The sequence below is a fragment of the Psychromonas arctica DSM 14288 genome (assembly GCF_000482725.1).
GTDB lineage: Bacteria > Pseudomonadota > Gammaproteobacteria > Enterobacterales > Psychromonadaceae > Psychromonas > Psychromonas arctica.
This window is the reverse complement of record NZ_AXWP01000037.1, coordinates 54,726-80,071: the sequence shown is the minus strand read 5'-3', so window position 1 is coordinate 80,071 and position 25,346 is coordinate 54,726. Positions and strand designations below refer to the sequence as shown.

The 25,346-nt window shown below is 37.8% G+C and carries 21 protein-coding genes and 3 tRNA genes; all 24 read right to left on the bottom strand.

The window, feature by feature from the left end:
- Positions 1-547: 547 nt before the first annotated feature.
- The 24 genes from H592_RS0106215 to folP all read right to left on the bottom strand — a co-directional run bounded on the left by H592_RS0106215 (position 548) and on the right by folP (position 25,225).
- Positions 548-1,060, bottom strand: a complete 513-nt coding sequence (locus H592_RS0106215) for a hypothetical protein (RefSeq protein WP_028868005.1) — start codon at positions 1,058-1,060, stop codon at positions 548-550.
- Between the two features lie 796 nt (positions 1,061-1,856).
- A complete protein-coding gene (locus H592_RS0106210; protein WP_084296215.1) occupies positions 1,857-3,926 on the bottom strand; it encodes a S9 family peptidase in 2,070 nt (689 codons plus the stop codon).
- Positions 3,927-4,405: 479 nt separating this feature from the next.
- Positions 4,406-4,993: an HD domain-containing protein gene (locus H592_RS0106205; protein ID WP_028868003.1), complete on the bottom strand. Its 588-nt coding sequence runs from the start codon at positions 4,991-4,993 to the stop codon at positions 4,406-4,408.
- A 250-nt stretch (positions 4,994-5,243) separates the two neighbouring features.
- Positions 5,244-6,776, bottom strand: a complete 1,533-nt coding sequence (locus tag H592_RS0106200; RefSeq protein ID WP_028868002.1) for a DHA2 family efflux MFS transporter permease subunit — start codon at positions 6,774-6,776, stop codon at positions 5,244-5,246.
- Between the two features lie 8 nt (positions 6,777-6,784).
- Entirely contained in the window at positions 6,785-7,984 is a 1,200-nt protein-coding gene (locus H592_RS0106195) for an HlyD/EmrA/EmrK family protein (protein ID WP_037071104.1), read from the bottom strand.
- An 84-nt stretch (positions 7,985-8,068) separates the two neighbouring features.
- Complete coding sequence (locus H592_RS0106190; protein WP_028868000.1) at positions 8,069-8,515, bottom strand: MarR family transcriptional regulator; 447 nt, start codon at positions 8,513-8,515, stop codon at positions 8,069-8,071.
- Between the two features lie 298 nt (positions 8,516-8,813).
- A complete protein-coding gene (locus H592_RS0106185) occupies positions 8,814-9,440 on the bottom strand; it encodes an HD domain-containing protein (protein WP_028867999.1) in 627 nt (208 codons plus the stop codon).
- A gap of 48 nt (positions 9,441-9,488) precedes the next feature.
- On the bottom strand, positions 9,489-9,803 hold the full coding sequence (locus H592_RS0106180) for a hypothetical protein (RefSeq protein WP_028867998.1): 315 nt from the start codon (positions 9,801-9,803) through the stop codon (positions 9,489-9,491).
- A gap of 77 nt (positions 9,804-9,880) precedes the next feature.
- Positions 9,881-10,342, bottom strand: a complete 462-nt coding sequence (locus H592_RS0106175; protein ID WP_037071103.1) for a DUF1499 domain-containing protein — start codon at positions 10,340-10,342, stop codon at positions 9,881-9,883.
- A 105-nt stretch (positions 10,343-10,447) separates the two neighbouring features.
- Positions 10,448-12,241 carry a DNA repair helicase RadD gene (radD, locus tag H592_RS21625; RefSeq protein ID WP_037071101.1) on the bottom strand — a complete coding sequence of 598 codons (1,794 nt, stop codon included), beginning with the start codon at positions 12,239-12,241 and terminating at the stop codon, positions 10,448-10,450.
- A 137-nt stretch (positions 12,242-12,378) separates the two neighbouring features.
- A complete protein-coding gene (locus H592_RS0106165) occupies positions 12,379-14,235 on the bottom strand; it encodes a TIGR00341 family protein (protein WP_028867996.1) in 1,857 nt (618 codons plus the stop codon).
- A 283-nt stretch (positions 14,236-14,518) separates the two neighbouring features.
- The gene (locus H592_RS0106155) at positions 14,519-15,121 is read right to left on the bottom strand and encodes a protein disulfide-isomerase (RefSeq protein WP_028867995.1); all 603 of its coding nucleotides are present in this window, start codon (positions 15,119-15,121) and stop codon (positions 14,519-14,521) included.
- A 22-nt stretch (positions 15,122-15,143) separates the two neighbouring features.
- Positions 15,144-15,353 (bottom strand): hypothetical protein, encoded by a 210-nt coding sequence (locus H592_RS0106150; protein ID WP_028867994.1) that lies wholly within the window; start codon positions 15,351-15,353, stop codon positions 15,144-15,146.
- Between the two features lie 75 nt (positions 15,354-15,428).
- Positions 15,429-16,367, bottom strand: coding sequence for a tRNA pseudouridine(55) synthase TruB (gene truB, locus H592_RS0106145; RefSeq protein ID WP_028867993.1), 939 nt, complete (start codon positions 16,365-16,367; stop codon positions 15,429-15,431).
- A complete protein-coding gene (rbfA, locus tag H592_RS0106140) occupies positions 16,367-16,792 on the bottom strand; it encodes a 30S ribosome-binding factor RbfA (protein WP_028867992.1) in 426 nt (141 codons plus the stop codon). Before rbfA ends, truB begins: the two co-directional genes overlap by 1 nt.
- A 91-nt stretch (positions 16,793-16,883) precedes the next feature.
- A complete protein-coding gene (gene infB, locus H592_RS0106135; RefSeq protein ID WP_028867991.1) occupies positions 16,884-19,535 on the bottom strand; it encodes a translation initiation factor IF-2 in 2,652 nt (883 codons plus the stop codon).
- A gap of 25 nt (positions 19,536-19,560) precedes the next feature.
- Positions 19,561-21,060, bottom strand: a complete 1,500-nt coding sequence (gene nusA / locus H592_RS0106130; protein ID WP_028867990.1) for a transcription termination factor NusA — start codon at positions 21,058-21,060, stop codon at positions 19,561-19,563.
- A gap of 14 nt (positions 21,061-21,074) precedes the next feature.
- A complete protein-coding gene (gene rimP, locus H592_RS0106125) occupies positions 21,075-21,533 on the bottom strand; it encodes a ribosome maturation factor RimP (protein ID WP_028867989.1) in 459 nt (152 codons plus the stop codon).
- A 308-nt stretch (positions 21,534-21,841) separates the two neighbouring features.
- A tRNA-Met gene (locus H592_RS0106120) sits at positions 21,842-21,918 on the bottom strand.
- Positions 21,919-22,002: 84 nt separating this feature from the next.
- Positions 22,003-22,093: transfer RNA gene (locus H592_RS23865), tRNA-OTHER, on the bottom strand.
- A gap of 137 nt (positions 22,094-22,230) precedes the next feature.
- A tRNA-Leu gene (locus H592_RS0106115) sits at positions 22,231-22,315 on the bottom strand.
- Positions 22,316-22,325: 10 nt separating this feature from the next.
- Positions 22,326-22,649 carry a preprotein translocase subunit SecG gene (gene secG, locus H592_RS0106110; protein WP_028867988.1) on the bottom strand — a complete coding sequence of 108 codons (324 nt, stop codon included), beginning with the start codon at positions 22,647-22,649 and terminating at the stop codon, positions 22,326-22,328.
- 211 nt (positions 22,650-22,860) lie between these two features.
- Positions 22,861-24,192 (bottom strand): phosphoglucosamine mutase, encoded by a 1,332-nt coding sequence (glmM, locus tag H592_RS0106105; protein ID WP_028867987.1) that lies wholly within the window; start codon positions 24,190-24,192, stop codon positions 22,861-22,863.
- A 202-nt stretch (positions 24,193-24,394) separates the two neighbouring features.
- Positions 24,395-25,225, bottom strand: a complete 831-nt coding sequence (folP, locus tag H592_RS0106100) for a dihydropteroate synthase (protein ID WP_028867986.1) — start codon at positions 25,223-25,225, stop codon at positions 24,395-24,397.
- Positions 25,226-25,346: the final 121 nt, after the last annotated feature.

Sequence of the window (25,346 nt, the reverse complement as noted above, 5' to 3'; positions counted from 1 at the left end):
TAGAGTAACGACTAAAAAGGATCAATCAAGTTGATCCTTTTTGATCTTCTATAAACTATCAAAAATGTGAATTAGGTGCTGAGTAGTTACGATTATATTAAGTGTATATATAACTAGATCAAGTAATTCGCTAATAAGGTAAGTTGATATGAAGATAATTTGAAGAGAGTAGTAACGAATCTTTTTTAACCATAAAAACCTCAAAACACAAAGTTAGCAATAAGCAAAAAAGAAATATTATCATGGTAAAACCATCAATTGAGTATAAAAATAAATATTGTAATAAGTTAAATTTTTTTACAAATTTGGAGGATGAAAAAAGTATTTTGATAAATAAATAACAGGGGGGGCGTGTTGAGTAATTTAAATTCTAAATAGGAGATAACTAAAGAAATTTATAAAACCATAGTATAAAAATGAATAACTAAAATAGACGCAAGCAGAATATCTATAGTCATAGCCTTCAAAAAAACAAAAAAGCTCAGGCAGTTTTCACTTAACCTGAGCTTAATAAATATTATATTTAATAATTATTTAAAATTAATTATTATGATTTTTTGTTACGACGAGACAAACCAAATGCAAGTAATGTTAAACCTAGTAACGCAGTACCTGCAGGCGCTGGAATTGAACTCGCTGAAAATGTTTGGTTAGCACCTTGTTGTGCTGTGTACAACCAACTAAATATAGTCGCATCATAACCATTACCACTAACAATACCAGAACCAGAGATTTCAACAGCACCTGCTCCACTAACTGTATTAGTAATTACATTCAAAAGGTCAAAAGTAAAGCCACCCACTGACCATAAAGAAGCTGTTGGTACTACAGGGTTTAAGTTAGTAAACGCAGCTGCAGTAAGAGGAGCCACTACAGCAAAATCTCCTGATGACACACCTACTAATTGATTTGTAAATATAACCTTCGTAGCAACTCCAGCTACAGTCGTTGTATTAGCAACACCAAAAAATTTAATTGAACCATCAATTGGAACAGCAGAAGCAACACTAGAAACAAATAAAAGTGCGGCAGAAGTAAAAAGTGCGAATAATTTTTTCATTTTTATATTCCTTTATTGTAAAAATAAACATGTATCTATCGGTTGAAACTCAATAACATGTCAATGTGACTTGTATGCATAGTACACTGCAGGTTTCAGGCCAACTATTTAAGTAATTGTTTTTTAAGAAGATTAAGTGCAAATGTAAAAATAAGATCATAGAGTTATATTTTTAAGTGTAAAAGAAATCGTCAGTAAATATAAATATAAAAGCTTAAAGAGTATGCATAAAAAAATGAAGAGTATGAGTAAGAATAAATACTTAGAATATAAAAAACATGGCTAAATATCTTTACTCTTTTATGAGTATTAAAAATACTTTTTTAAACTAGAGCACTCATAAAGAAGTATAGATAATATTATTTCATCATTTAATATTGAAGGTTATCGAATATTTGGATAGATTTTTATTTCAAGTTATCCATTTACGGCTGTAAATTAATCCGACAAGACTAAAGCAACCGTAGGGGTAAGTATCAAAAAAGAACACTTTCAATAAAACCTCACCCTTTTTGTTATTTTTCAAAACAATTATACCTTTACTTTCATGCTCTTAATTTACTAACTTACTAACTTACTTACTAAAGTGGCGTACAAAAGTGGAAGTGTTTTAGTATTAATTTGATATGAATAGATTAAGGAGTTTTAGCTAACATTATGTGTAAAAAATAAGTGATAAAAACGGGCTACATTTTTATCACCTATTAGTTGTTATCTAAGCGTTAATCCATTAATTAGTCGCACAGTTTTTTAATTAAGTAAGCCATCCAAGACCACCTAAAAGTCAAAACAAAGTTTAACAGTTCGCTAGGCCAATCAAAAAAGCAAACTCTCTGGCCGTATCTTCAAAATGTTTAAACCTTCCTGATTTACCACCGTGTCCGGCTTCCATATCGGTATATAACATTAGCTGATTATCATCGGTCTTTAACTCGCGTAACTTGGCAACCCATTTTGCAGGTTCCCAATATTGAACCTGAGAGTCATGCAATCCCGTGGTAACTAGCATATTCGGATAAGCTTTGGCTTTAACTTGATCATAGGGGCTATATTCAAGCATATAATGATAAAATTCAGGATCATTTGGATTACCCCATTCATCATATTCCCCCGTAGTTAATGGAATTGAATCATCTAACATCGTTGAAACAACATCCACAAAGGGCACAGCAGCAACCACGCCGCGATATAATTCAGGAGCTTGGTTAATAACAGCCCCCATTAATAAACCACCAGCACTCCCTCCCATTGCAAATACGTTATCTTCAGCGCCATATTTTTTTGCAACCAGAGCCTTCGACACATCAACAAAGTCATTAAAGGTATTTTTCTTTTGCAATAATTTACCTTGCTCATACCAGTCTCGCCCTAACTCTTCACCACCTCGAATATGCGCAACAGCATAAACAAAACCACGATCTAGCAAGCTTAGGTTAGCAGAGCTAAAACCAATATCTAAACTATGGCCATAGGAGCCGTAAGCATAAATAAGTAATGGATTACTATGATTAAATAGTTCACGCTTATAAACCAATGAAACAGGTACTTCAGCCCCATCTCTTGCGGTTACCCAAACACGTTCACTTTGATAATCTTCACTATCGAAATTCCCCATCACTTGGCTTTGTTTTAGTTGTATAATTTTACCACTATCTAGGTCTAATTCGTAGACGGTAGAAGGTGTTGTAAAAGAGGTATATTGATAACGAAATTTACTCGTCGCAGGCTGTGGATTATGATGGCTAAACACAGTGTAAACGGGATCATGGAAAGTCAGTGCACGAGACTCACCGGTTTTAAAATTGATTTGACGTAATACCGGCAAACCTAGTCCACGTTCTTCAACAATTAACCAGTCCTGCATTAACTCATAACCTTCCAACAAAATAGATTCTCTCGCTGCTACGAGTGTTTGCCAGTGTTCAGGCTGGACCATTTGTAACTCGTCCAATTGTGCCGTTATTGTGTGTAAAGCAAAGTTCTTACCACTGTGATTACTCAGTATAAAGAATTTACCTTGGAAATGATCCACACTGTATTCATGGTCTCTTTGTCTTGGTGAGAAACATTTAAAATCTTTATATGGTTGGTTTGCGTCGATGATCAAACATTCAGAAGTCATTGTGCTATCAGCACAAATCACTAAATATTCTTCTGATCGTGTTTTATATAAACCCAGAGAAAAAGTATCATCACTTTCTTCGTAGATCAGAACATCGTTCGCAGTAGGCTCTCCTAAGGTATGACGATATACCTGATATGACAATAATGTTTGCGTATGTTGTTTTACATAAAAAACCGTTTTGTTATCGTTTGCCCAAACTACATCAGTCACATCTTCAATGCTATCTGCAAATATCTCATTAGTGCGCAGATCTTTAAAATGTAAAGTATATTGACGACGGCTAACCGTATCTTCACTGAAAGCCAAAAGCATTGAATTAGGCGATAAAGCAAGTGCACCTAATTGATAGTAGGCAAAACCTTGTGCTCGCTCATTACAATCAAAAAAAACTTCTTCGGTCGCTTCTAAGGTTCCTTGACGGCGTGTATAAACGCTATAATCCTTACCTTGATCGTAACGAGAAATATACCAAAAACCTTTTTTAAAATATGGAACGGATTCTATTTCAGGCTCTTGTCTTGCGACCATTTCATCATACAACGCTTGTTGCAATGAAGATAAAGGAGCCATTTGTTGTTCTGTATAGTTATTTTCTTCTTCTAAATAAGCCAGTACCTCAGGGTCTTCTCGCTTATCATCACGTAACCAAAAATAATTATCTTTACGTTTATGTCCGTGAGTGTCGTGTACGTAGGGTTTAATCGGGGCAGTAGGTATAACAGAATCTACTTTATTACTCATATCATCTCTCTTTATCGCATTCATTTTAATCAAACCTGTGACAGCTATTTAATTGATAACTATTAGCTAGTCACAATACATCTAGCACCGCTTGAAAGCTACTATTGAAAGGACTGAATAGATAAAATAGTACAGCTAAAAAGCGAACAAAAATAATGTGATTTTTTACAATTTTTGTTACAAATACTAAGGAAAAGCAGGGGCCGCTTGAATTTTTTGATGAATGGTTTATTGATAAGCAGAGTTCATTTATAGAGTTACATTGTTTATAAACAGAAAGTATTTATAAACAGAGAGTATTGATAAATAGGAGTTATTTAAAAATACAAATAGCCTTAACCAGCAACGTTATTCAATTGGCAGCTTAAGGCTATATGCAGACGTTTATGTAGACCTTTATTTAGGAAGGCTTATTCACAAAAGTTAAAGCAGTAACTCCAATCGACAAAACGTTAAAACCGAATCTTCAATGAACAAGTTTAAAGTAACCATCCCTTGGTCACTGCAAGCTCTGTTTGCGCGACGACATATTGCCATAATTTAGGTGCTATAGTTTGTAAATGTTTATTACGCACTAGTACCTGTGATTGGCTAATTTTGTGTTTAGCCCAGCTACCACCTTGATTATTCATATTTTGTACTAACGGCAAAATTCTATCCATTGATTTTGCAAACTGTGCATCATTGGTATCCGCGGCTTCAAACTCTAACCACAGTGTTTGGTATTCCTCAAATTGTGCTTTAGGCAATAAACCAAATAAACGATGTGCGGCTTTCTGCTCTTTTATTGCTTGTTGTTTATGATCTTTAGTTTCTGCAAAAGCAAATAAATCACCGGCATCAATTTCAATCACATCGTGAATTAATAACATCTTAATGACACGCGTCATATTGATAGGTTGCTCTGCATAACCTTGTAATAACTGAGCCGTAAGGGTGATATGCCAACTATGTTCAGCACTATTTTCATGACGGTCTTTATCTTCTTTGACCGTGGTTTGGCGATATACCGCTTTTAGCTTGTCTATTTCGATGATGAAAGCTAATTGTTGTTCTAATTCGGTCATGAGGGATCCCTGTAAAATATCCGGCTGTGTTATTATTTTTTATTCATAAAGTATATTAATAAGATACAGTTACATAATTTATGACTATTGAAAAGCACTAAATTGCAGTGAATACTTTCAATAAAATAATCACCTTAAACATTATTTATGCCCATTCAATAACAATATAATCCGCTAAAGATAATTAAAGAGTGCAGTATCCTCTTCTCATTTTTATCAATGAACGCGGCCCTTAAGCTAGCGATTAATGCTAATGTCCAGCGGGCGCAGCAGTCGTTCCCGCTGGCTTTATAAAGGGACCTTTGGCAAACCAAATCAATCCTATTAACACAAAAAATAAGCAACCTAACATGTAGAAATAATCATTCATCGACATCATGTACGATTGTTGAGTAACAATGTTATTAACCGACGCTAAATTAAGTTGTGTCGCGCCTCCCATTTTATCTAAATAATCCATCGCCCCTAACTGGTAATTACTAACGTGCTCGGTCAAAGTTGCATGGTGGTAGTCGGCACGGCGATTCCAAAACCAAGTGGTTAATGAAGACGCAAAACTCGCACCTAATACTCTTAAAAAAGTTGTTAAACCGGAAGCATCTGCTATTTGATGACCTTTTAAGTTAGACAAGAAAATAGTGGTCAATGGCATAAACATGAAAGCAATACCAATCCCCATAAATAATTGCACTTCGGCCACTGAAGCAAAGTCCACAAATGTATTGAAGTTAGCGCGTAGGAAACAAGAAATACCAATAACTACAAATGAAATACTCGCGAGCAATCTTAGGTCTGATTTATGTGCATATTTCCCTACTAATGGCGCTAGTATTAAAGGTAGTACTCCCATCGGTGCAGCGGCAAGACCAGCCCAGATAGAGGTGTAGCCCATATATAGCTGCAACCATTGCGGCAATATAATATTGATGGCAAAGAAAGCGGCATAACTCAAAACTAAAGCAATGGTACCGAAGGTATAATTGCGATCTCTAAATAAATATAAATCTACAATTGGGTTTTTCTCTGTCAGTTCCCAAATAACAAATGAGATTAATGCAATAACAGAAATAATACTCATGATCACAATTTGTGTGGATTCAAACCAATCTTTATTATTGCCTAAGTCTAATACTACTTGTAATAAACCAACCCCTAACACTAACAATGCAATACCAATATAATCAATGGGCATTTTTGCCGTTGTTTCTACTCGATCTTTTAACTGCTCCCATACCACTACACAACAGAAAATACCGATTGGAATATTAATAAAAAAGATCCAAGGCCAAGAATAATTATCGGTGATCCAACCTCCTGTGATCGGCCCTACTATCGGAGCAACTACTGTCACCATCGCAATCAAAGCTAATGCAGCACCTCGCTTTATCGAAGGAAAGATAGCGAGTAATAACGTTTGGCACATGGGGAACATTGGTCCAGCAAAAAAGCCCTGTAACGCTCTGAAGGTAATCAACTCTGGCATGCTAGTGGCGATACCACACAAAAAAGAGGTTAACGTAAACAATGAAACAGAAATAATAAATAACTTCAGTTCTCCAATACGACGTGAAAGCCATCCTGTGAGTGGCAATGCAATAGCATTACACACCGCAAAAGAAGTAATGATCCAGGTACTCTGCTCTGAGCTAACGCCTAAATTTCCAGCAATCGTTGGCAAAGCAACATTAGCAATGGTGCTATCCAGTACTTGCATAAAAGTGGCTAAAGCCAATGCAATAGTTGCTAGGACAATACTCGGCGGCGTATAGGTTTGATCATTCATAACCGCCCCTATTCAGGGTTAATATTATTAATACCTACATTCTCATGCAGTATTTGGGTCACTAAATGATTAACCTCTTGCAACGTGTTCTGATAAACATCAGTATCAAAGCGCGCTTCCAGCTGCACACTTTTCGATAATAATGGTCCAGAGGTGTCTTTAATATCCACTTTAGCTAACATTGATAAACCAATTCTTAAGGGATATTGTGCTTGGTTATCTTTATATAAGCGTATTTTCACCGGTAACCGTTGAACAATTTTAATCCAGTTACCGCTAGCATTTTGAGCGGGTAATAGTGAAAAAGCACTGCCAGTCCCAATACCTAAGCTTTCAATTTCGCCTTTATATTCTACATCTTCTCCATACAAGTCAGAGGTTAATGTAACCAATTGTCCAATTCGCATATCGCGCATTTGACTTTCTTTAAAGTTCGCATCCACCCACACTTGGTGTAATGGGACAATCACCATCATCTGTGTGCCAGGCTGGACTTGACTACCTAATTGCACTGCGCGTTTTGCGACGTAGCCACTGATTGGAGCAACAATGTCTGCTCGTAGGTTATTTAAATAAGTTTGACGTAAATTAGCCACTGCTGATTTAACCGCAGGGTGGGTTTCCAGCACGGTATTATCAACTAATGAAATAGCCATTTTAAGCGCTTGTTGTGAAGCAAGATATTGGCTTTTAGTGGTTTCAACCAGATCTTGATAATGATTTAAATTTTCCTGTGAAATAGCCCCTGATTTAGCCAGCTTTTGACGTCGTTCATAATCACTAATCGCTTGATTATACTCTACCTTAGTGGCTTCCAAACTCGCTTTCGCGTTATCAGCGGTCGCATATAAGCTACGTACTTCACGCACTGAATTAGCTAATTTAGCTTCCGCAGCCTGTAACGCAATTTGTGTATCATTGGAGTCTAAACTGACCAATACTTGGCCTTTTTTAACGTAATCCCCTTGATCCACGACCACTTTACTCACGGTGCCTGAAATTTGAGGAGAAATAACTACTAAATCGCCATTAACATAAGCATCGTTTGTTTCTTCAGAGTATTTTGCATAAACCTCATAATAAAAAAACCAAGCAGCACCAATCACAACTAAGGCTATAAATAAAATCAAGAAAGAAGTTTTGCGCTTACCTTTTTTAACGGGCTCATTACCCATAGCACTTGCTGTTATTTTTTCTGATGTCTGCATGCTTTACCACTTATTTGTTAGTACTCTGTGTTGTTATAGGAGATAAATAAAATAGGAGTGTAACACTCAAGCTTGTGCTTATAATTAGGTTGCTCGGGGTGGTAATAAACGAGTTAGAAGCGCACTCAACAGTTCTATCTCTTGCACAGATAAGTCCCCTGTCAATAAGGGAGCCACTTGATTGTCAAGACACTCCACACATTGATCTAACAATACCTTTCCTGCGATGGTTAGTTGGAGTATGACAGCACGTTTATCTTTAGGGTTAGACTGTTTATCTAATAATTCTTTTTTTACTAACCGGCTCACCATTCGGGTCATTGAGCCCCCATCAATAGTGAGATATTTACTCAGCTCTGCCGGAGAATTAATCTCATAATAATGCACTGCAGCTAATACTTTAAACTGTGCAGAGCTGATATTAAAAGGCGCTAAATATTGATTTAGTAACAGCTCTTTATGTTGATTTACTAAGCCAATCAGTTTCGCTAGTGGTAAACCTAATGATTTAATGTTTAGCTGATGAGTCATAGTGAGCATATTTCCTGATTATTACCTGCCTAGGCAAGAAAAAATAATACTGCCTAGGCAGGTAAATTGTCAATATTAATTATTAACATCAATATGACAGTTAGCGAATTATTTCTTTATATTAGTTAAAGGATATTTGAATTAGCTAAAAGGCACTTGTTTTAAGTAATTTGATTAGAGCAAATTATTGAGGGGAATGTTATTTAGGATAGAGTTGATTAGGGTAATGTTGTTGAAAATAGAATTGATTAGAGTAAAGCAATATACCCCAATCGCCAGTGCCTGGGTAATTAATGCTTTAAATTTCTAAAGCTAACTGCAGCAGATAACTTTCCATAAACTGCGTCCGCTGCGCTGCAATCTCTTGCGCCGTTCGGGTATGCATTAAGGAAGCTAGCTTTAACAACTTTTTATAAAAATGATCCAGTGTAAAACGTTGGTCATCTAAGGATCTTTGCTCAGCAAATGCATCTTCGGGCGCATATAGCGGTCGCTTTAATTGGCTACTAACTTGAATACAGCGCGCAATACCAATCGCCCCAATCGCATCTAATCTGTCAGCATCTTGCACAATTTTTGCCTCAAGGTTATTGGCTATTAGCCCACCACTATAGCTATGTGCTGCAATTGCATGATGAATAGCATCTAAGTACTGTTCTGGATATTCGATACTTACTAAAAATTGTATGGCTTTATCTGCCGCATGTAATGAACTTTGACTACGTAGAGGATGATTTTTAGGGTAGCTAACGCAGTCGTGTAACCAAGCAGCAGGTAATACAACATTTAATTCCGCCTGCTCTTTCCTCCCTATCAGTGTTGCTAACTTAACCACACGTTTAACATGCAACAGATCATGCGCTAAATCAGTTTTCATATTTTCAGCAATAAAACCTTCACACTGAGCTTGATATTGTTTAAACATTTCCTGTCAATCCTATTACTTTCAATGGAGGCATCGTCCTCCTAACTATCAATCTGTAATATGCTGCTCTATCAATTCGATCAATAAACTTTGTGATATTTCAGTCAGTGAAACTTGCTTAATAAAAGTAAAGTCTTCAGTACCGGATTGACCGGTACCAATACCGACTATTTCGGGGTGTGCATCAAGAATAATAAACATTAACCTTTTTTTAAGCTTAACATTATCAATGGTCACTGCATTAGATGCCTGTAAACTTTGCTCTAGTAAGCCCACCGCAGTAGAAAGTTGCGGATATTTTTCCGTTAATTGATCATTACAGCTAGCCACTAACGTTAGCAGTTGTTGAATATTTTTATTCATTTATTATTCCTGATCTTCTACTACTCTAGTTAGCAACTAACATTGGTTATTTCTGAATCAAGTTATTCTTTTAACATTTATTTAGAGGCTCTTTGTAATAATAGCTTGAGGGCTTCGACCCGTTTTTTATTAGCACCAAGGTCACTTTTTCCTACACGGGATGCAGAGCGGAAATGTAACAAATGATCGTCACTAACCCTCAACTCCAAATCATCAACAAATCCAAAAATAGCAGATGTAAAGGTCGCCGCAATATAACCATCTTCAATATCGACAATTTTTCCGCCCATTGATTCGACGCTAGTTTTTAGTTGAGTAAGGAACACCGCTTTCTCTCCATCAAAAGCAAAAGGTTGGATATTATTTTCAGCGCCATCAATATTTTCACTAAACACACAATTTTCAATACTAGTACAAGCCTGTAATTGCCCTTGTTTTAATCCGGGAGCATGTCCACTTTTAGACATTACGCCTAGCACAAAAAAAGCGATTACTATCACAACGAAAATTGCCGTCACTATAATTAAAATTTTATTCATTCTCTTAAGTCCTTGTATTTTTTGTTTCAAGTTAACTATTTATGTTAGTTGTGTATAGCGCTTATATAGCTGGTTATGTTTAGCTGGCAATATAACTCTCCATCGCTATTCAGGTTGCAACTGAGCTAATACTTCTACAGCTTTGGGAAATTGCTCAATATTAAATAACTTATCTCTTACTTGCCAAAATCGCCCCACTTTATTAGCAATGACTATTTCAGGTGCTTGTAATCGGTGTTCATTATGCATCACTTTGGTCACTGATGAGTGAGTAAAAGGACGAAAACGATCAATTAAGTGTGGTTGGATAAAGCGCTGTAAAAATTGCGCTTTTTGCTTTGCAGTGGTCAATTGCCATACTTCACTTATTTGTCCTTGACCGCCGCTATAGGTGACCTTTAATTGGTTTTTCCCATGTTTATTCTTGCTAGCAGTAAGTGCCATATCATCGCAACGAATGATCATCGCATCTTTCAACTTTAATGCTTCTCTTAACTTTTTATCGGGGTCAACTAACACGGCTTCACAATGACCACAAACTCGTGCTGCAATATCATTGTCCATTCCACATTGGTCACAAAACTTAGCGCGAAAACGATAATTACAATGCATGCGTTGTTCAAACTTATTGCCATCATCATCTTCAGTAATTTTTAACGAATACCCCTGACACTTACGACCATAATGCTCAATCACAAAACCAGCGGGGTCCACCTTGCCCCAAAAGTTATTAGTAAACTGGCAAGCTGGACATGGAATACTCACTATTTCACTGCCACTTTCTGGTTTTTCTTGCCCCACTTCTGGTTGATACAGGTCATAACAATTGCCAGCAAACTCCATCACTAAACAATCTTTTTTCCCCTCCGATAAACGCAACCCTCGCCCGACTATTTGCTGGTATAAACTAATGGATTCAGTGGGGCGCAAAATAGCAATTAAATCAACGTGTGGGGCATCAAAACCAGTGGTTAAGACCGAGACATTAACTAAATATTTAATTTTTTTATTTTTAAAATCTTGAATGATCTGGTCGCGATCTTTAGCGGCTGTATCACCAATAATTAATGCCGCACTTTGATCTTTTAAATAACCTAAAATTTCTTGTGCATGTTTTACTGTAGAGGCAAATATCATCACACCTTGACGGTCTTGGGCGTGAGTAATCACTGATTTGATAATTTCAGGCGTAGCTCGACCAGACTTTTCTATTACTTTATTTAAATCAGACTCTCGATAAGCTCCAGTATTAGCTACAGATATTTGAGAAAAGTCATAACTGAGTACCGCCATATCCATGACTTTTGGCTCAGTTAAAAACTGTTCGTCTAATAAAAACCGAATAGGCAAATCGAAAATACAATCACGGAAAAATCGTGCTTCTTCACTGCGCACTTGGCCACGGGTATGATATTGATATATCCAACCTAAACCTAGGCGATAAGGTGTTGCCGTTAGACCTAAAACCTTTAAATTTGGGTTGATAGCCTGTAAGTGTTTAATCACTTTTTGGTAACTAGAATCACCTTGCATAGGGACACGATGACACTCATCTATCACTAACAGTGAAAAAGCATCAGCAAACAGGTCAAGGTTATTGACAATTGACTGCACCGAGGCAAAGACGACTTGTTGCGATGTCTCTTTACGTCCTAATCCTGCAGAAAAAATAGATGCTTTTACGCCATAACTTTCATATTTAGCATGATTTTGTTCAACTAATTCTTTAACGTGAGCAAGTACTAACACTCTGCCTTTGGCTATTCGAGCAAGCTCAGCGATGATCAGGCTTTTACCCGCACCAGTTGAAAGCGCTAAAACGGCAGGCGAACTATGACGACGAAAATAATGCAGTGTGGCATTAACAGCATCTTGTTGATAAGGACGAAGTTGATACATAAAACAATACGCAGTGAGTAATTAAGAAAAGAGTAAGCATAGCATTTTCAACCCATTGGTGATAAAAAAATCAATGGCAGGTCAGTAATCTCCAACCAGCCACTTTAGGTGAATAGGAAGCTATTTTTAATAAACACTCATCGACGAATAATAACTTGTGCTTCAAGGATCACTTTTTGTTGCAGCTGTGATTCAATGCTTTGTTTAATCGTATCTAATTTTTCTGAGGTTAAGGTCGTTGGGGTCATTAATTTAACCGATATTTCTACTGGTTCAAGTGCCCTTGCGTGCACTTCTCTAATCACTACTTCACCTATTTTTTTACCCTCAAGTTGCTGCATAATGGCGGCTTCATCGGATAAACGTATGAAACTAAAGACCAGTGGAATTGAGACAAGCGCAACACCGATGAAAGCAATCATCAAGCCTTTTTTTGCGCGTGTAAATGGCGCAAATCCTAACGCTAAAAAGGTCAAAGCAGCAGCGAAAACGATACCAGCCAAGTTAGTTAGAAATAACAATAATGCGCCCCAGGCAACATGAAAGTCTACCCAACCAATACCAATCCCAGTAACGGCTAAAGGTGGAACGAGTGCTACGGCAATAGCGACACCGGCTAAACTTTTAGCTGCATCGACACGAGCATGTGCATAGGCACCAGCAATACCAGAAATAACAGCAACGCCTAAATCAAGTAAACTTGGGCTTAACCTTGCAGCAATTTCAGGAGTCACTATTTCCATCGGAATAATAAAACTAGCAAAAGAAGAAAAACCAAGAGAAACCAACATGCCAATACATAAAGTCGTTGCACTTGCTGTTAATAAAGAAGGGTCTTGTCTTGCTAAGGCCATTGATAATGAAATAATAGGTGCCATAAGCGGGGCAAGGATCATTGCACCAATAATTACAGGTGCTGAACTTGCAAATAGCCCTACACTTGCTAATAATGTAGATAATGCCATTAACGTTAAAAAAGCAGATGTTGCAGTCGCATTATCGCGTAGCAATTGATATAAGTCTTTGAATTCGTCTGTTGCCGCATGCCCAACAAAAGCTAACGGCTTAGCAACCATTTCCATTACCGCCTCACCCGCAGGTAATCTTTCAATTTTAATTTGTTCTTTTTGCGCACTGGAGGTATCGATGATCGGCAATTCTTCACCTACTAATAGGGTCAACACATGATGATCAATGGTCACCGACAATGATTCGGTTTGTTGCTCTTGTCCATCCAACTGATAAGTTAATTGTTCGCCATTAGAAATCTCTAATTGCTTGGTTTTTATTAATCCTAAGAAGCTTGGCAAGCTGTAATGTCTGCCTAATGTTGATACAACAAAAAAGCGTAATAATTCCATGATGCTGCGTGGAGCAATGATCATGGCATGACACATACCATCGTTAATATGGCTATTGGGTAATATGCGTCTAGCTAACCATGAACCATGGACATGACCAACGACAACAACACCTAAAGCAGCAGTAGTGATCTTGCTTTCATTTTCAGTATTAAAAATTATTTTTTGAGGGCACGCTTGGCGAATTTTACTGGCATTATGCCAAGCCAACTTAGCCCTTTCGACTAGATCTAATATTTTAGCGCTAGGTAATAAACTAAAACTCTCGCCGATCACCAATGATGAAAGTAATATATTGCCATTACAACGAACAATATCAACTTGTTCAGGACTACTTAGCTCCGCTTCTTGAATCGCTTTTTCGAGGTTACGATGAGCACAAAATCCACGTTTCGCATAACGAGAGTCAGGGTGGGGTAAAATAGCAAGATGCCACCCCCCTTCTATCGCTGCCTCTATAACAGCTGGTGTTTGTTGATCGTTGAGATAAGCATAAACACGACTATCTGCGCTAAAGTGGACATCACCTTCTTCCCAAGATCGAGGTAAAATGGCTTGTTTAAAAAAAGGCAACAAATGCTCAGCTAACTGATCTTTTTGCTCAATATCAAAAAGTAAAAAACTATCAGCCATATTCGATTCTCAATACACATATTAAAAGGAATTCTAGTATGCGCATAGCTTATCAGGAGTGCAATAAGTACAGGAAAGAACTGTTATCAATAGAGAAATTTACGATTAAAAATGAAATAGTGGATTATATCATTGCACCGTACAACTTATTAGTTGTGAAATAAATGGAGGAAAGAACTATTATCAAAAAAGAATTAAGGAGAAAGTGAAATAATGATATCCATTATTTCACTTATTACTTCAATTCAAAAACCAGTAGATTAACTATAAAATAATAGCAGGTTTAGTCTTGTAGTTGTTTTTGTACATCCGCTACAATACTTTCAGGTGCGCCAATGTATTGAGCATGATTCAATAAGACCGCATTGTCATTGTGTACTAACAGTAATGCGGGGAAAGCAGCGGTCCCCATAAAAGCTTGTAAATCACTAATTTCAGATTGTACAAACATCGCATCTTTGCTTAATTCTTCTTTAAAAACTTTGTTTGGAATTGATAGTTTAAGATCTTCAGCTAACTCGTTGAAATCTATCTTTTTGCCTAAAGAATTACCGTTAACAAAATGTTCATGTTGTAAAGCTTCTAAAACCGGCAAAAACTTATCTGACTGTTTAGTTGCAACCCAAGTTAATAGATTCGCGCTGATGATACTATTTTTAGGGCTATCCGCAAAACGCACATATTCCTGTGAAAAAGTCACATCACTTTCTCTCTCAACCGATTTAATGGTATTAAAACCAACACTATTACCACCATCGTAATTAGCACAATGCCAAGCATGTAATTCCATCTCAGGAAACGCTTCAGTTAAAGCAACAACTAAAGGTGTTGCGGCATAACTCCATGGGCAATGAGAGTCGTAAATAAAATATAATTCTGAGCTCATAAAACCTACCTTTTTCGACCGATTAACTATCGAGTTCTAAATTTATCTGGGTACAACCTTTACTGCATTGCACACCACTTTCGCCTTCACTGATGACAGTCAACGTTAACGGTTGCTGGCATTGCTCGCAAAGTACTGTTTTGCCCTTAGCAAGGCGTTTAATTACACTACGCTGCTGATTAAAAGAGTCAGCGGCAGTTTTATTTATTTGAGAAAAATCTATTTTAGTCATCTTAACTATGCCAATCTATTTCAATATAAATTTCATTTAAAACGCTGAGCTCTATTTAAAAACCTCAGCTTTATTTTAAAGATCTAAATTTGCTAAACGTTTCGGTGCAATTAAGCCATCATCGTTCATTTCACCAACACCAATGAAAGTATGCTGTTCACCGACAGTGATCCTAACAATCGTATTATCTGGCGCACCAAATACTTGTACCGGTTGGCCATGCAAAACATAAGCGCCCATTTCATCAGAAATATTCACTTCAGGATAGTTTTTAACGGCTGTATCCATCTCTAGCAAAAGAGGGTCAAGCAGATCGTAAGGACTAATATCTTCTGTTTTTGCTTTTACAATTAACGCTTCTAGCTCGTCAATAGTGATCATGCGTTCATAAGGATAGTCTGCAACCTGTGTACGGCGTAACATCGACACATGTGCGCCACAACCTAATAATTCGCCTAGGTCATCTACAATTGTTCTAATATAGGTACCTTTACTAACATGAATATCAAGATCAATTTCATTTTCTTCGAAACGTAGCTGATTAATTTCATAAACAGTAATAGGACGAGCAGGCCTGTCAATCGTAATACCTTCACGTGCGTACTTATATAATGGCTTTCCTTCAAATTTCAATGCTGAATACATTGAAGGAACTTGCATGATATCGCCGCGAAAAGTATCTAATGCAGTATCGAGTTGTTGTTGCGTTACCGAAACTGGTTTTTCACATACCACATCACCTTGCGAGTCACTGGTATCGGTGCGAATGCCTAATGTAGCGGTCACGGTATAACGTTTATCTGAATCTAATAAAAACTGCGAGAACTTAGTTGCTTCACCTAAACAAACAGGCAGCATACCGGTTGCTAATGGATCTAATGCACCAGTATGCCCTGCTTTTTGTGCAAAGAAGATACGTTTAACACGTTGTAATGCATGATTGGAACTGATGTCCGTAGGTTTATCTAATAATACGATGCCATTGATCGGGCGACCCTTTCCACGTTTTGCCATTACTTCGCTTCCTCTTCTTCTGTTGCTTCTAGCTCGTCTTCTTCACGGCCAGCTTCTTTAAGCTTAACTTTATCATTTTTTACTGCACCGCTTACTAATTCAGAAATACGTAAACCTTCAGTTAGTGTTTCGTCAAAGCAAAAACGTACTTCAGGAACAATACGTAATTTCATTGCCTTACCAAGTAAACGACGAATATAACCAGCAGCAGCATTTAAGCCCTTTAATGATTCATCGTTTGTCTGTTCACCAATAGTAAAAAAGGTTACGTATACCGTTGCATAAGCAAGGTCACGAGTAATATCAACACCAGAAATAGTCACCATTCCAATGCGTGGATCTTTCACTTCTTGTTGTAAGATTCGAGCAAGTTCTTTTTGTACTTGCTGAGAAACTCGAGAAGCACGGCTATATTCTTTTGCCATTTTTAACTCCTAGCACAACACTTATTAGCGCTGTTTTAAATGAGAATGGAGGCAAAAGCCCCCATTATTAATCATTATTTATAAATTGAAATTATAAAGTACGTTTTACTTCAATAATTTCAAATACTTCTATTTGGTCGCCTACGCGTACATCGTTGTAGTTTTTAACACCGATACCACACTCAACACCATTACGTACTTCAGTTGCGTCATCTTTAAAGCGACGTAGTGATTCAAGTACACCCTCGTATATAACCACGTTTTCACGTAGAACACGAATTGGGTTATTACGTTTAATAGTACCTTCCGTCACCATACAACCAGCAATAGCGCCGATCTTAGGAGATTTAAATACTTCACGTACATCAGCAATACCTGTAATTTCTTGTCTAAACTCAGGTGCTAATAAACCACTCATTGCAGCACGCACTTCATCAATTAAATCATAGATGATGCTGTAGTAACGCAATTCAACCGCTTCGTTATCGATTAACTTACGTGCTGTTGCGTCTGCACGAACGTTAAAGCCGATTACGATTGCGCCAGAAGCTGATGCTAATGAAGCGTCAGTTTCAGTAATACCACCAACACCACGACCGATAATGTTAACTTTAACTTCATCAGTAGATAGTTTGTTTAGTGACTCACAGATTGCTTCAAGTGAACCTTGTACATCCGCTTTAAGTACTAAGTTAAGCTCAGATACTTCACCTGATTCCATGTTAGAGAACATGTTTTCAAGTTTCGCTTTTTGTTGACGAGCAAGTTTAATATCACGGAATTTACCTTGACGGTATAACGCAACTTCACGTGCTTTCTTTTCATCTTTAACAACGGTCGCTTCATCACCCGCTTGTGGAACACCAGACAAACCTAAAACTTCAACTGGAATAGACGGACCAGCAGATTCAATTGAATTACCATTTTCGTCACGCATTGCACGAACACGTCCGTACTCAAGACCGCAAAGTACGATATCACCCTGTTTCAGTTCGCCTTGCTGTACTAGAATAGATGCAACTGGACCACGACCTTTATCAAGGCGAGATTCAATAACAACACCAGATGCAGGACCCGTTGAAACAGCTGATAAATCTAACATTTCAGCTTGTAGTAAGATGCTATCTAATAATTCATCAACACCAGTACCTACTTTTGCAGATACGAATGAGAAGATGTTTTCACCGCCCCATTCTTCAGAAATAACATCGTGTTGAGAAAGCTCAGTTTTAACACGGTCAAAATCTGCACCTTCTTTATCGATTTTATTCACTGCAACCATTAACGGAACACCAGCAGCTTTTGCATGTTGAATCGCTTCGATTGTTTGTGGCATAACACCATCATCTGCAGCAACTACTAGTACAACGATATCCGTTGCTTTAGCACCACGAGAACGCATTGAGGTAAACGCCGCATGTCCTGGAGTATCTAGGAATGAAATCATACCTTTATCAGTATCTACATGGTAAGCACCGATATGCTGTGTAATACCACCGGCTTCACCGTCTGCAACTTTAGCGCGACGAATGTAATCTAATAATGAAGTTTTACCGTGGTCAACATGTCCCATGATAGTAACAACTGGCGCACGAGATGTTTTCTCACCACCTTGTTGTGCTTCAGCTAGTACTGACTCTTCTAACTCATTTTCTTTAGTTAGGATAACTTTGTGGCCCATTTCTTCAGCTACAATCGTCGCTGTTTCTTGGTCGATAACTTGGTTGATAGTTGCCATAGCACCCATCTTCATCATTACCTTGATCACTTCAGTTGCTTTAACAGCCATTTTACTTGCTAGTTCTGCAACTGTAATCGTTTCACCAATTTTAACGTCACGTTCAACTTTAGCAGCTGGTTTTTCAAATGCTTGTTGTAATGCAGATGGCGTTGCTGTTGCACCTTTTTTACCACGACGGTTATTACGATTGTTACGACGTGAGTAAGGTGTTTCAAGCGGTTTATCAGCAACAGCTTTCTTTTTCTTTTTACGGTGTGTTGGACCTTCCGCTTTAGCATCAACTGAATCTTCTGCAGCTCGCGCTTCTGATGATGTAGTTACGTGGTAATCAGCACCTTCAGCAGCTTTACGGTCAGCTTCTTCTTTAGCCCAGCGTGCAGCATTTTCTTCAGCTAGTTTTTTAGCATTCTCAGCTTGTAGTACCGCTTCTTTTTCAATTTTAGCTAGTGCTTCTGTTTCAGCTTTCTTCTGCAGATCAGCTTCTTCTTTTTCAAGTTGCAGCTGTTCATCTGTTTTAGTTGACTTAGCAGCGGCTTGTTTTTGTTTATTTGCTGCTGCTGCAGCTTTTGCTTTTGCCTCGGCTTCTTTCTTAGCAGCCATTTTTTCAGCTAATACTTTTTCAGCTTGCTCTTTCTTAGCGTCTAATTCAGCTTGAATTTTAGCTTCAGCTTCTGCTTTTAATGCTTGCTCGGCAGCTCGTTCTGCTTGAACTTCTTCATCACTACGTTTTACAAAAGTACGTTTTTTACGCACTTCAACATTTACAGCGTTCGATTGACCTTTAACATTTAACGTTGTTTTTGTTTTACGTTGTAAAGTCATTTTTTGTTTTTGTTCGCCACCGTGTTGCTTTTGCAAATAAGTAGTTAATTTTTCTTTTTCTTCAACACTCACTGAGTCACTCGATTTTTTAGTAATACCAGCATCGGCAAACTGTTTAACCAAAGTGTCTTCAGATTTATTTAAGTCTTTAGCGAGGTCTTTTAATAGAATTTCTGACATTATTTATTTCTCCATACTGACGCTATTAAGCATCTTCACTAAACCAACAGATATTACGTGCAGCCATAATTAGCTCTGCTGCTTTTTCTGCATCTAGTTTTTCAATCTCTAGTAGATCATCAACAGCTTGCTCTGCCAAGTCTTCTAACGTAATTACACCTTTACTTGCTAATACAAATGCAAGGTGCGGCTCTAAGCCTTCAAGTGCTAATAAATCATCAGCTGGTTTCGCACCTTCTAAACTTTCTTCTTCAGCAAGTGCTTTTGTCGCTAATACATCTTTAGCTCGAGTACGTAACTCTTCAACCATCTCTTCATCAAGACCATCGATAGCTAATAACTCTTCAGCAGGTACGTAAGCAATTTCTTCTAGAGAACTAAAACCTTCACTAACTAACACACCCGCAAAGTCATCATCAATTTCTAATGCAGAAGTAAAGACTGAAATAACGTTATCAGCTTCAGCTTGGTGCTTAGATTGTAATTCAGCCACAGTCATTACATTTAACTCCCAACCAGTCAGTTGTGATGCTAAACGAATGTTTTGACCGTTACGACCAATTGCTTGTGCTAAGTTTTCTTCTTCTACAGCAATATCCATGCTGTGTGTATCTTCATCAACAACAATTGATGCCACTTCAGCTGGCGCCATTGCATTGATTGCAAATTGTGCTGGATTCTCATCCCAAAGGATAATATCAACACGCTCTCCGCCTAACTCGTTTGAAACCGCTTGTACACGTGCGCCACGCATACCAACACAAGCACCGATAGGGTCGATACGTTGGTCATTTGATTTCACTGCAATTTTTGCACGCGAACCTGGATCACGAGCAGCACCCATTAAGTCGATCATCTCTTCCGCAATTTCTGGCACTTCTAAGCGGAACAACTCAACTAATACTTCAGGTTGTGTACGTGTCATAAACAGTTGAGCACCACGAGCTTCAGGGCGAACAGCGAATAACAAACCACGTAAACGGTCACCTGGACGGAAATTTTCACGAGGTAGCATTTCATCACGGAAAATAACTGCTTCTGCATTGTTACCAAGATCTAATAAGATGCTATCACGTGTCATACGTTTAACAACACCGGTGATTAATTCACCTTCTTTTTCTGCATATTGTGCAACAACTTGCGCACGTTCAGCTTCACGTACTTTTTGTACAATAACTTGTTTTGCAGTTTGTGTTGTGATTCGGTCAAAAGTAACAGAATCAATTTCATCTTCAATAAATTCGCCGACTTGGATCTCAGGGCTATCATATTGAGCTGCTTCAAAAGTCATTTCTTTAGCAGGATGCTCCATTTCAGCATCAGACTCTAATACTAACCAACGGCGGAAAGTGTCAAAATGTCCGGTTTCACGATCAATCTCGACGCGCACTTCAATTTCTAATTCGTACTTCTTCTTTGTTGCAATTGCCAGTGCACTTTCCAATGCTTCAAAAATCGCTTCTCTTGGTAAGCCTTTTTCATTTGAAACAGCTTCAACAACCAATAAAATTTCTTTATTATTCATTTTTAACGCCTTAATTAATCAAATTTCGGAACTATGTTCGCTTTTTGGATATTACTCAGCGCAAAACGCTCTTCTTTACCCTCTACTGCAATACAAATGATTTCACCATCAACATTGCTGATCACGCCTTTCCATCTACGACGATTTTGAATCGGCATACGTAGTTGTATTTTCACTTCTTCACCTAAAAACGCAGCATATTGTGCAGCGTTAAAGAGTGGTCTTTCCAATCCTGGAGAAGATACTTCTAATGTGTATTCGTTAGTGATTGGATCTTCAACATCCATAATAGCGCTGACTTGGCGGCTTACAGCAGCACAATCATCCACTAAAATACCTTCTTCTTGGTCAATATAAACACGTAATATCGAGTGTTTACCCGCACGTACGTATTCAATGCCCACTAACTCATAGCCAAGATCTTCAACACTTGGCGCTAACATTTCAGTTAGACGCTCTTCTAAACTTGCCAAATCTATCCCCTTTCAGAAACAAAAAAAGGGCATATAGCCCTATTCCAAATAACAACTTATGTTTATTTTTGATAAACATAAGTTGTCAGTAAAACGTATTCAATACAAAATCAAATACGCAAATAACAAAAAAGCCCCAATAAATTGGAGCTTCATTCGTTTTGTTTGATTAAATCAAACAGATATTGCGATAGGAAACTACAATATCGAATGTGGTTCAGGGAGTTCAATTTAACAACTACGACCTTCGCCAGTGTTTTATTAAGAGTTGGGCCCGATGAGCCTTTCTTAAAACATACACTAAAATGTGGTTGCGAGAGCAGGATTTGAACCTACGACCTTCGGGTTATGAGCCCGACGAGCTACCAGACTGCTCCATCTCGCGACTGTACTGTTGTGTTTAAATATTAAATTTCACTAATAAAATCAACACTCAAACTAAAATATTAAACTAAGTGCGACGCACTTGTTGCGAGAGCAGGATTTGAACCTACTACCTTCGCCTTTTATCTACAAGAAGGAGCCCGACGATTTACTTTACCAGACTGCTCCATCTCGCGTCCGAACTATACATTTAAATATTTAAGCTAAAGCTTTAACGAATATTTAAACTCTATTACTTTTTATTTTCTATCACGCTGAAAACGAGGTCATTATATATAAAGTGTGATCTCAGTGCAATATAAAATCTAATGTTTGGTGCGGATAGAGAGACTTGAACTCTCACGGCCTAAGCCACAGCCCCCTCAAGGCTGCGTGTCTACCAATTCCACCATATCCGCTTTAAAAATATTACTCAGGAATCTGAGTCGAGGTATCTACTTCAACTGGTACATCTACAACTTCTTCAACCGCTAGGTTTGAAAAGTCATCGTTTACAGATACTTTATGTGTAGAAAGGTTACCTAGTACTAAGCTTAATACAAAAAATGCTAATGCTAAAACACCCGTAGTACGGGTCATGAAGTTACCAGAACCACCTGCACCAAATACTGTATTAGAAGCGCCAGAGCCAAATGAAGCGCCCATGCCAGCTCCCTTACCTTGTTGGATTAAAACAAAACCAACTAAAATAATTGAAACAATTAAATAAACAACTAACAGTATTTCATACATATTTATATTACCTAATTTATCTTATTAAAACTTTATGCTCTCACAAAGAAGCGGACGAATACTACCCAATGCAAGTGCGGATCACAAGTGAATATTAATACAAATTAATAACTGTTGGTGCTTCTTTACAAAACCGCATAAAAAAGCATCAACATTTTCTATTTTAACAGTATTTTAAATAGATTTTATTATTTGACTCATTTACAAATACTTAAACTTTTACTTTGCTAGCCAATGATTTTGCATAGGCTATCACTTGCTCTTCACTTTCATCAGCTTCAACCATAACTCTAAATACAGGCTCGGTACCTGACTTTCTCAATAAAACACGACCACGGCTGCCTAATAATCCTTCGATACGAGACAGTTCTTCTAACACATCTTTATCTTGTAACGGATCTATTTGATTATTATAGCGAACACTCTCAACGATCTGAGGATATTTACGTATACCTTGTCGTAAGTCATGCAAATTCATTCGGCTACCTTGCATCGCACTGATCACTTGCAAACCAGAAACAATACCATCACCTGTCGCTAAATAATCGGCACAAATAACATGCCCTGAGATTTCCGAACCAATACTCCAACCATTCTTTTTCATGAGTTCCATTACATGGCGGTCACCCACATCAGAACGATCGAAAGGAATACCTAATGTTTTTAATGCTTGCTCCAAACCAAGGTTGGACATTACTGTGCCGACAGCCCCTCCATTTAAAGTACCTTTGCGTAATTTATCACGTGCGATAATGTACAATATCTCATCGCCATCAAGTACATACCCAGTATGATCAACCATCATCACACGATCCCCATCACCGTCAAATGCGATACCAAAATCAGCTTTTTCGTTGATCACACGCTCAGCAATTGCAGCCATGCTAGTCGCACCGCAATTTAGGTTAATATTAATACCATTTGGCTGAACGCCCATGGTGATCACTTCTGCACCTAATTCACTAATCACTAACGGCGCAATATGATAGGTTGCGCCATTAGCACAATCGACAACAATTTTAAGACCACTTAAATCGTACTGCGAAGGAAAAGTACTCTTACAAAACTCAATATACCGACCTGCCGCATCATTAATACGATAAGCTTTTCCCATTTCACTACAATCGACACAAATTAATTCTTTATCGATTTCAGCTTCAATTTCTAACTCTACTTTTTCAGATAATTTAAGTCCTTCCTCAGAGAAAAATTTAATACCGTTATCATAATACGGGTTATGAGAAGCACTAATTACGATACCAGCAGTAGCACGAAAAGTATGTGTTAAGTAAGCAACAGCAGGGGTAGGCATAGGCCCCATTAAGACAGGAATGACCCCTGCGGAAGTAAGCCCTGCTTGAAGTGCAGCTTCGAGCATATAACCTGAAATTCGAGGATCTTTACCAACTAATACTTTTTTATTACCTGATTTAGCTAAGACTCGGCCAGCAGCCCAACCTAGCTTTAATGCAAATTCAGGGGTAATTAAAGACTCACCAACTTTGCCGCGAATACCATCAGTACCAAAATATTTTTTCTTCATTGAAAAGCTCTTATAATAACCAGTAATAACAATTGCATTGAATAAGTACTCTAAATTCTTTGCATTGAATAAGTACTCTAAATTCTTTGCATTGAATAAGTACTCTAAATTCTTTGCATTAAAAGTCTTAGTTTAAGGCGTAAGCCATGTTGATCAGTAAAATAGAGTGCTTAATCAGTGTGGTTGAGTAATACCAATTAAGTTAATTAAAAGTACCTATCTGCTTTAATACTTTCATGACATCAACCGTCTCTGCAACATCATGAACACGAATTATTTTTGAGCCCTGCTGCATAGCAATCATTGCCCCAGCTAAGCTGCCTGCCAAACGTTCATTTATATCACGATTTAGAAGCTGTCCAAACATTGATTTACGAGAAACGCCTGTCAACACAGGAAAACCTAGCGCCATAAATTCCTGCGTAGCCCTTAACAATTCAAAATTATGCTGTAACGACTTTCCAAATCCAAAACCTAAATCGAGAATAATATTTTCAGCTTTAATGCCTGCTTCAATACAGGTCTTACTGCGGTCCATTAAAAACGTTTTTACTTCCGCAACTACATCTTGATAATCAGGTGCTGTTTGCATACTTCTTGGCTGTCCTTGCATATGCATTAAGCAAACAGGCACCCCAGCATCAACCGCAGCTTTTAACGCCCCTTCTTCTCGTAATGCACGTATATCGTTGATGATATCAGCGCCTGCTTGTACAGCTTCCGTCATCACTTTTGCTTTGCTAGTATCAACAGAGATCCAGCAATTAAGTTCTTTTTTAATGGCGGCAATAACAGGAATAACCCGTTCCAGTTCTTCATTTAATAAAACATCACTTGCACCAGGACGTGTTGATTCGCCGCCGATATCAATAATCGTCGCTCCCTGCTCAACCATCTCTTTTGCACGCGAGACGGCTTGTTCAATATGTGCATACTGCCCGCCATCGGAAAATGAATCCGGTGTAACATTCAAAATCCCCATAATTTGGGGTTGTTCGAGGTTAAGTCTATTTTTACCGTTAGTTAATATCATTGCAGTGAACTTTTATTAGTCAGAATTAAGATTAAAAAAAACCTAAGCAAGCTTAGGTTTTTCTAGAGAAATGAAACAATAAATACTTTATTTATTGTCTTTATCTTGATCAGTTAACGTT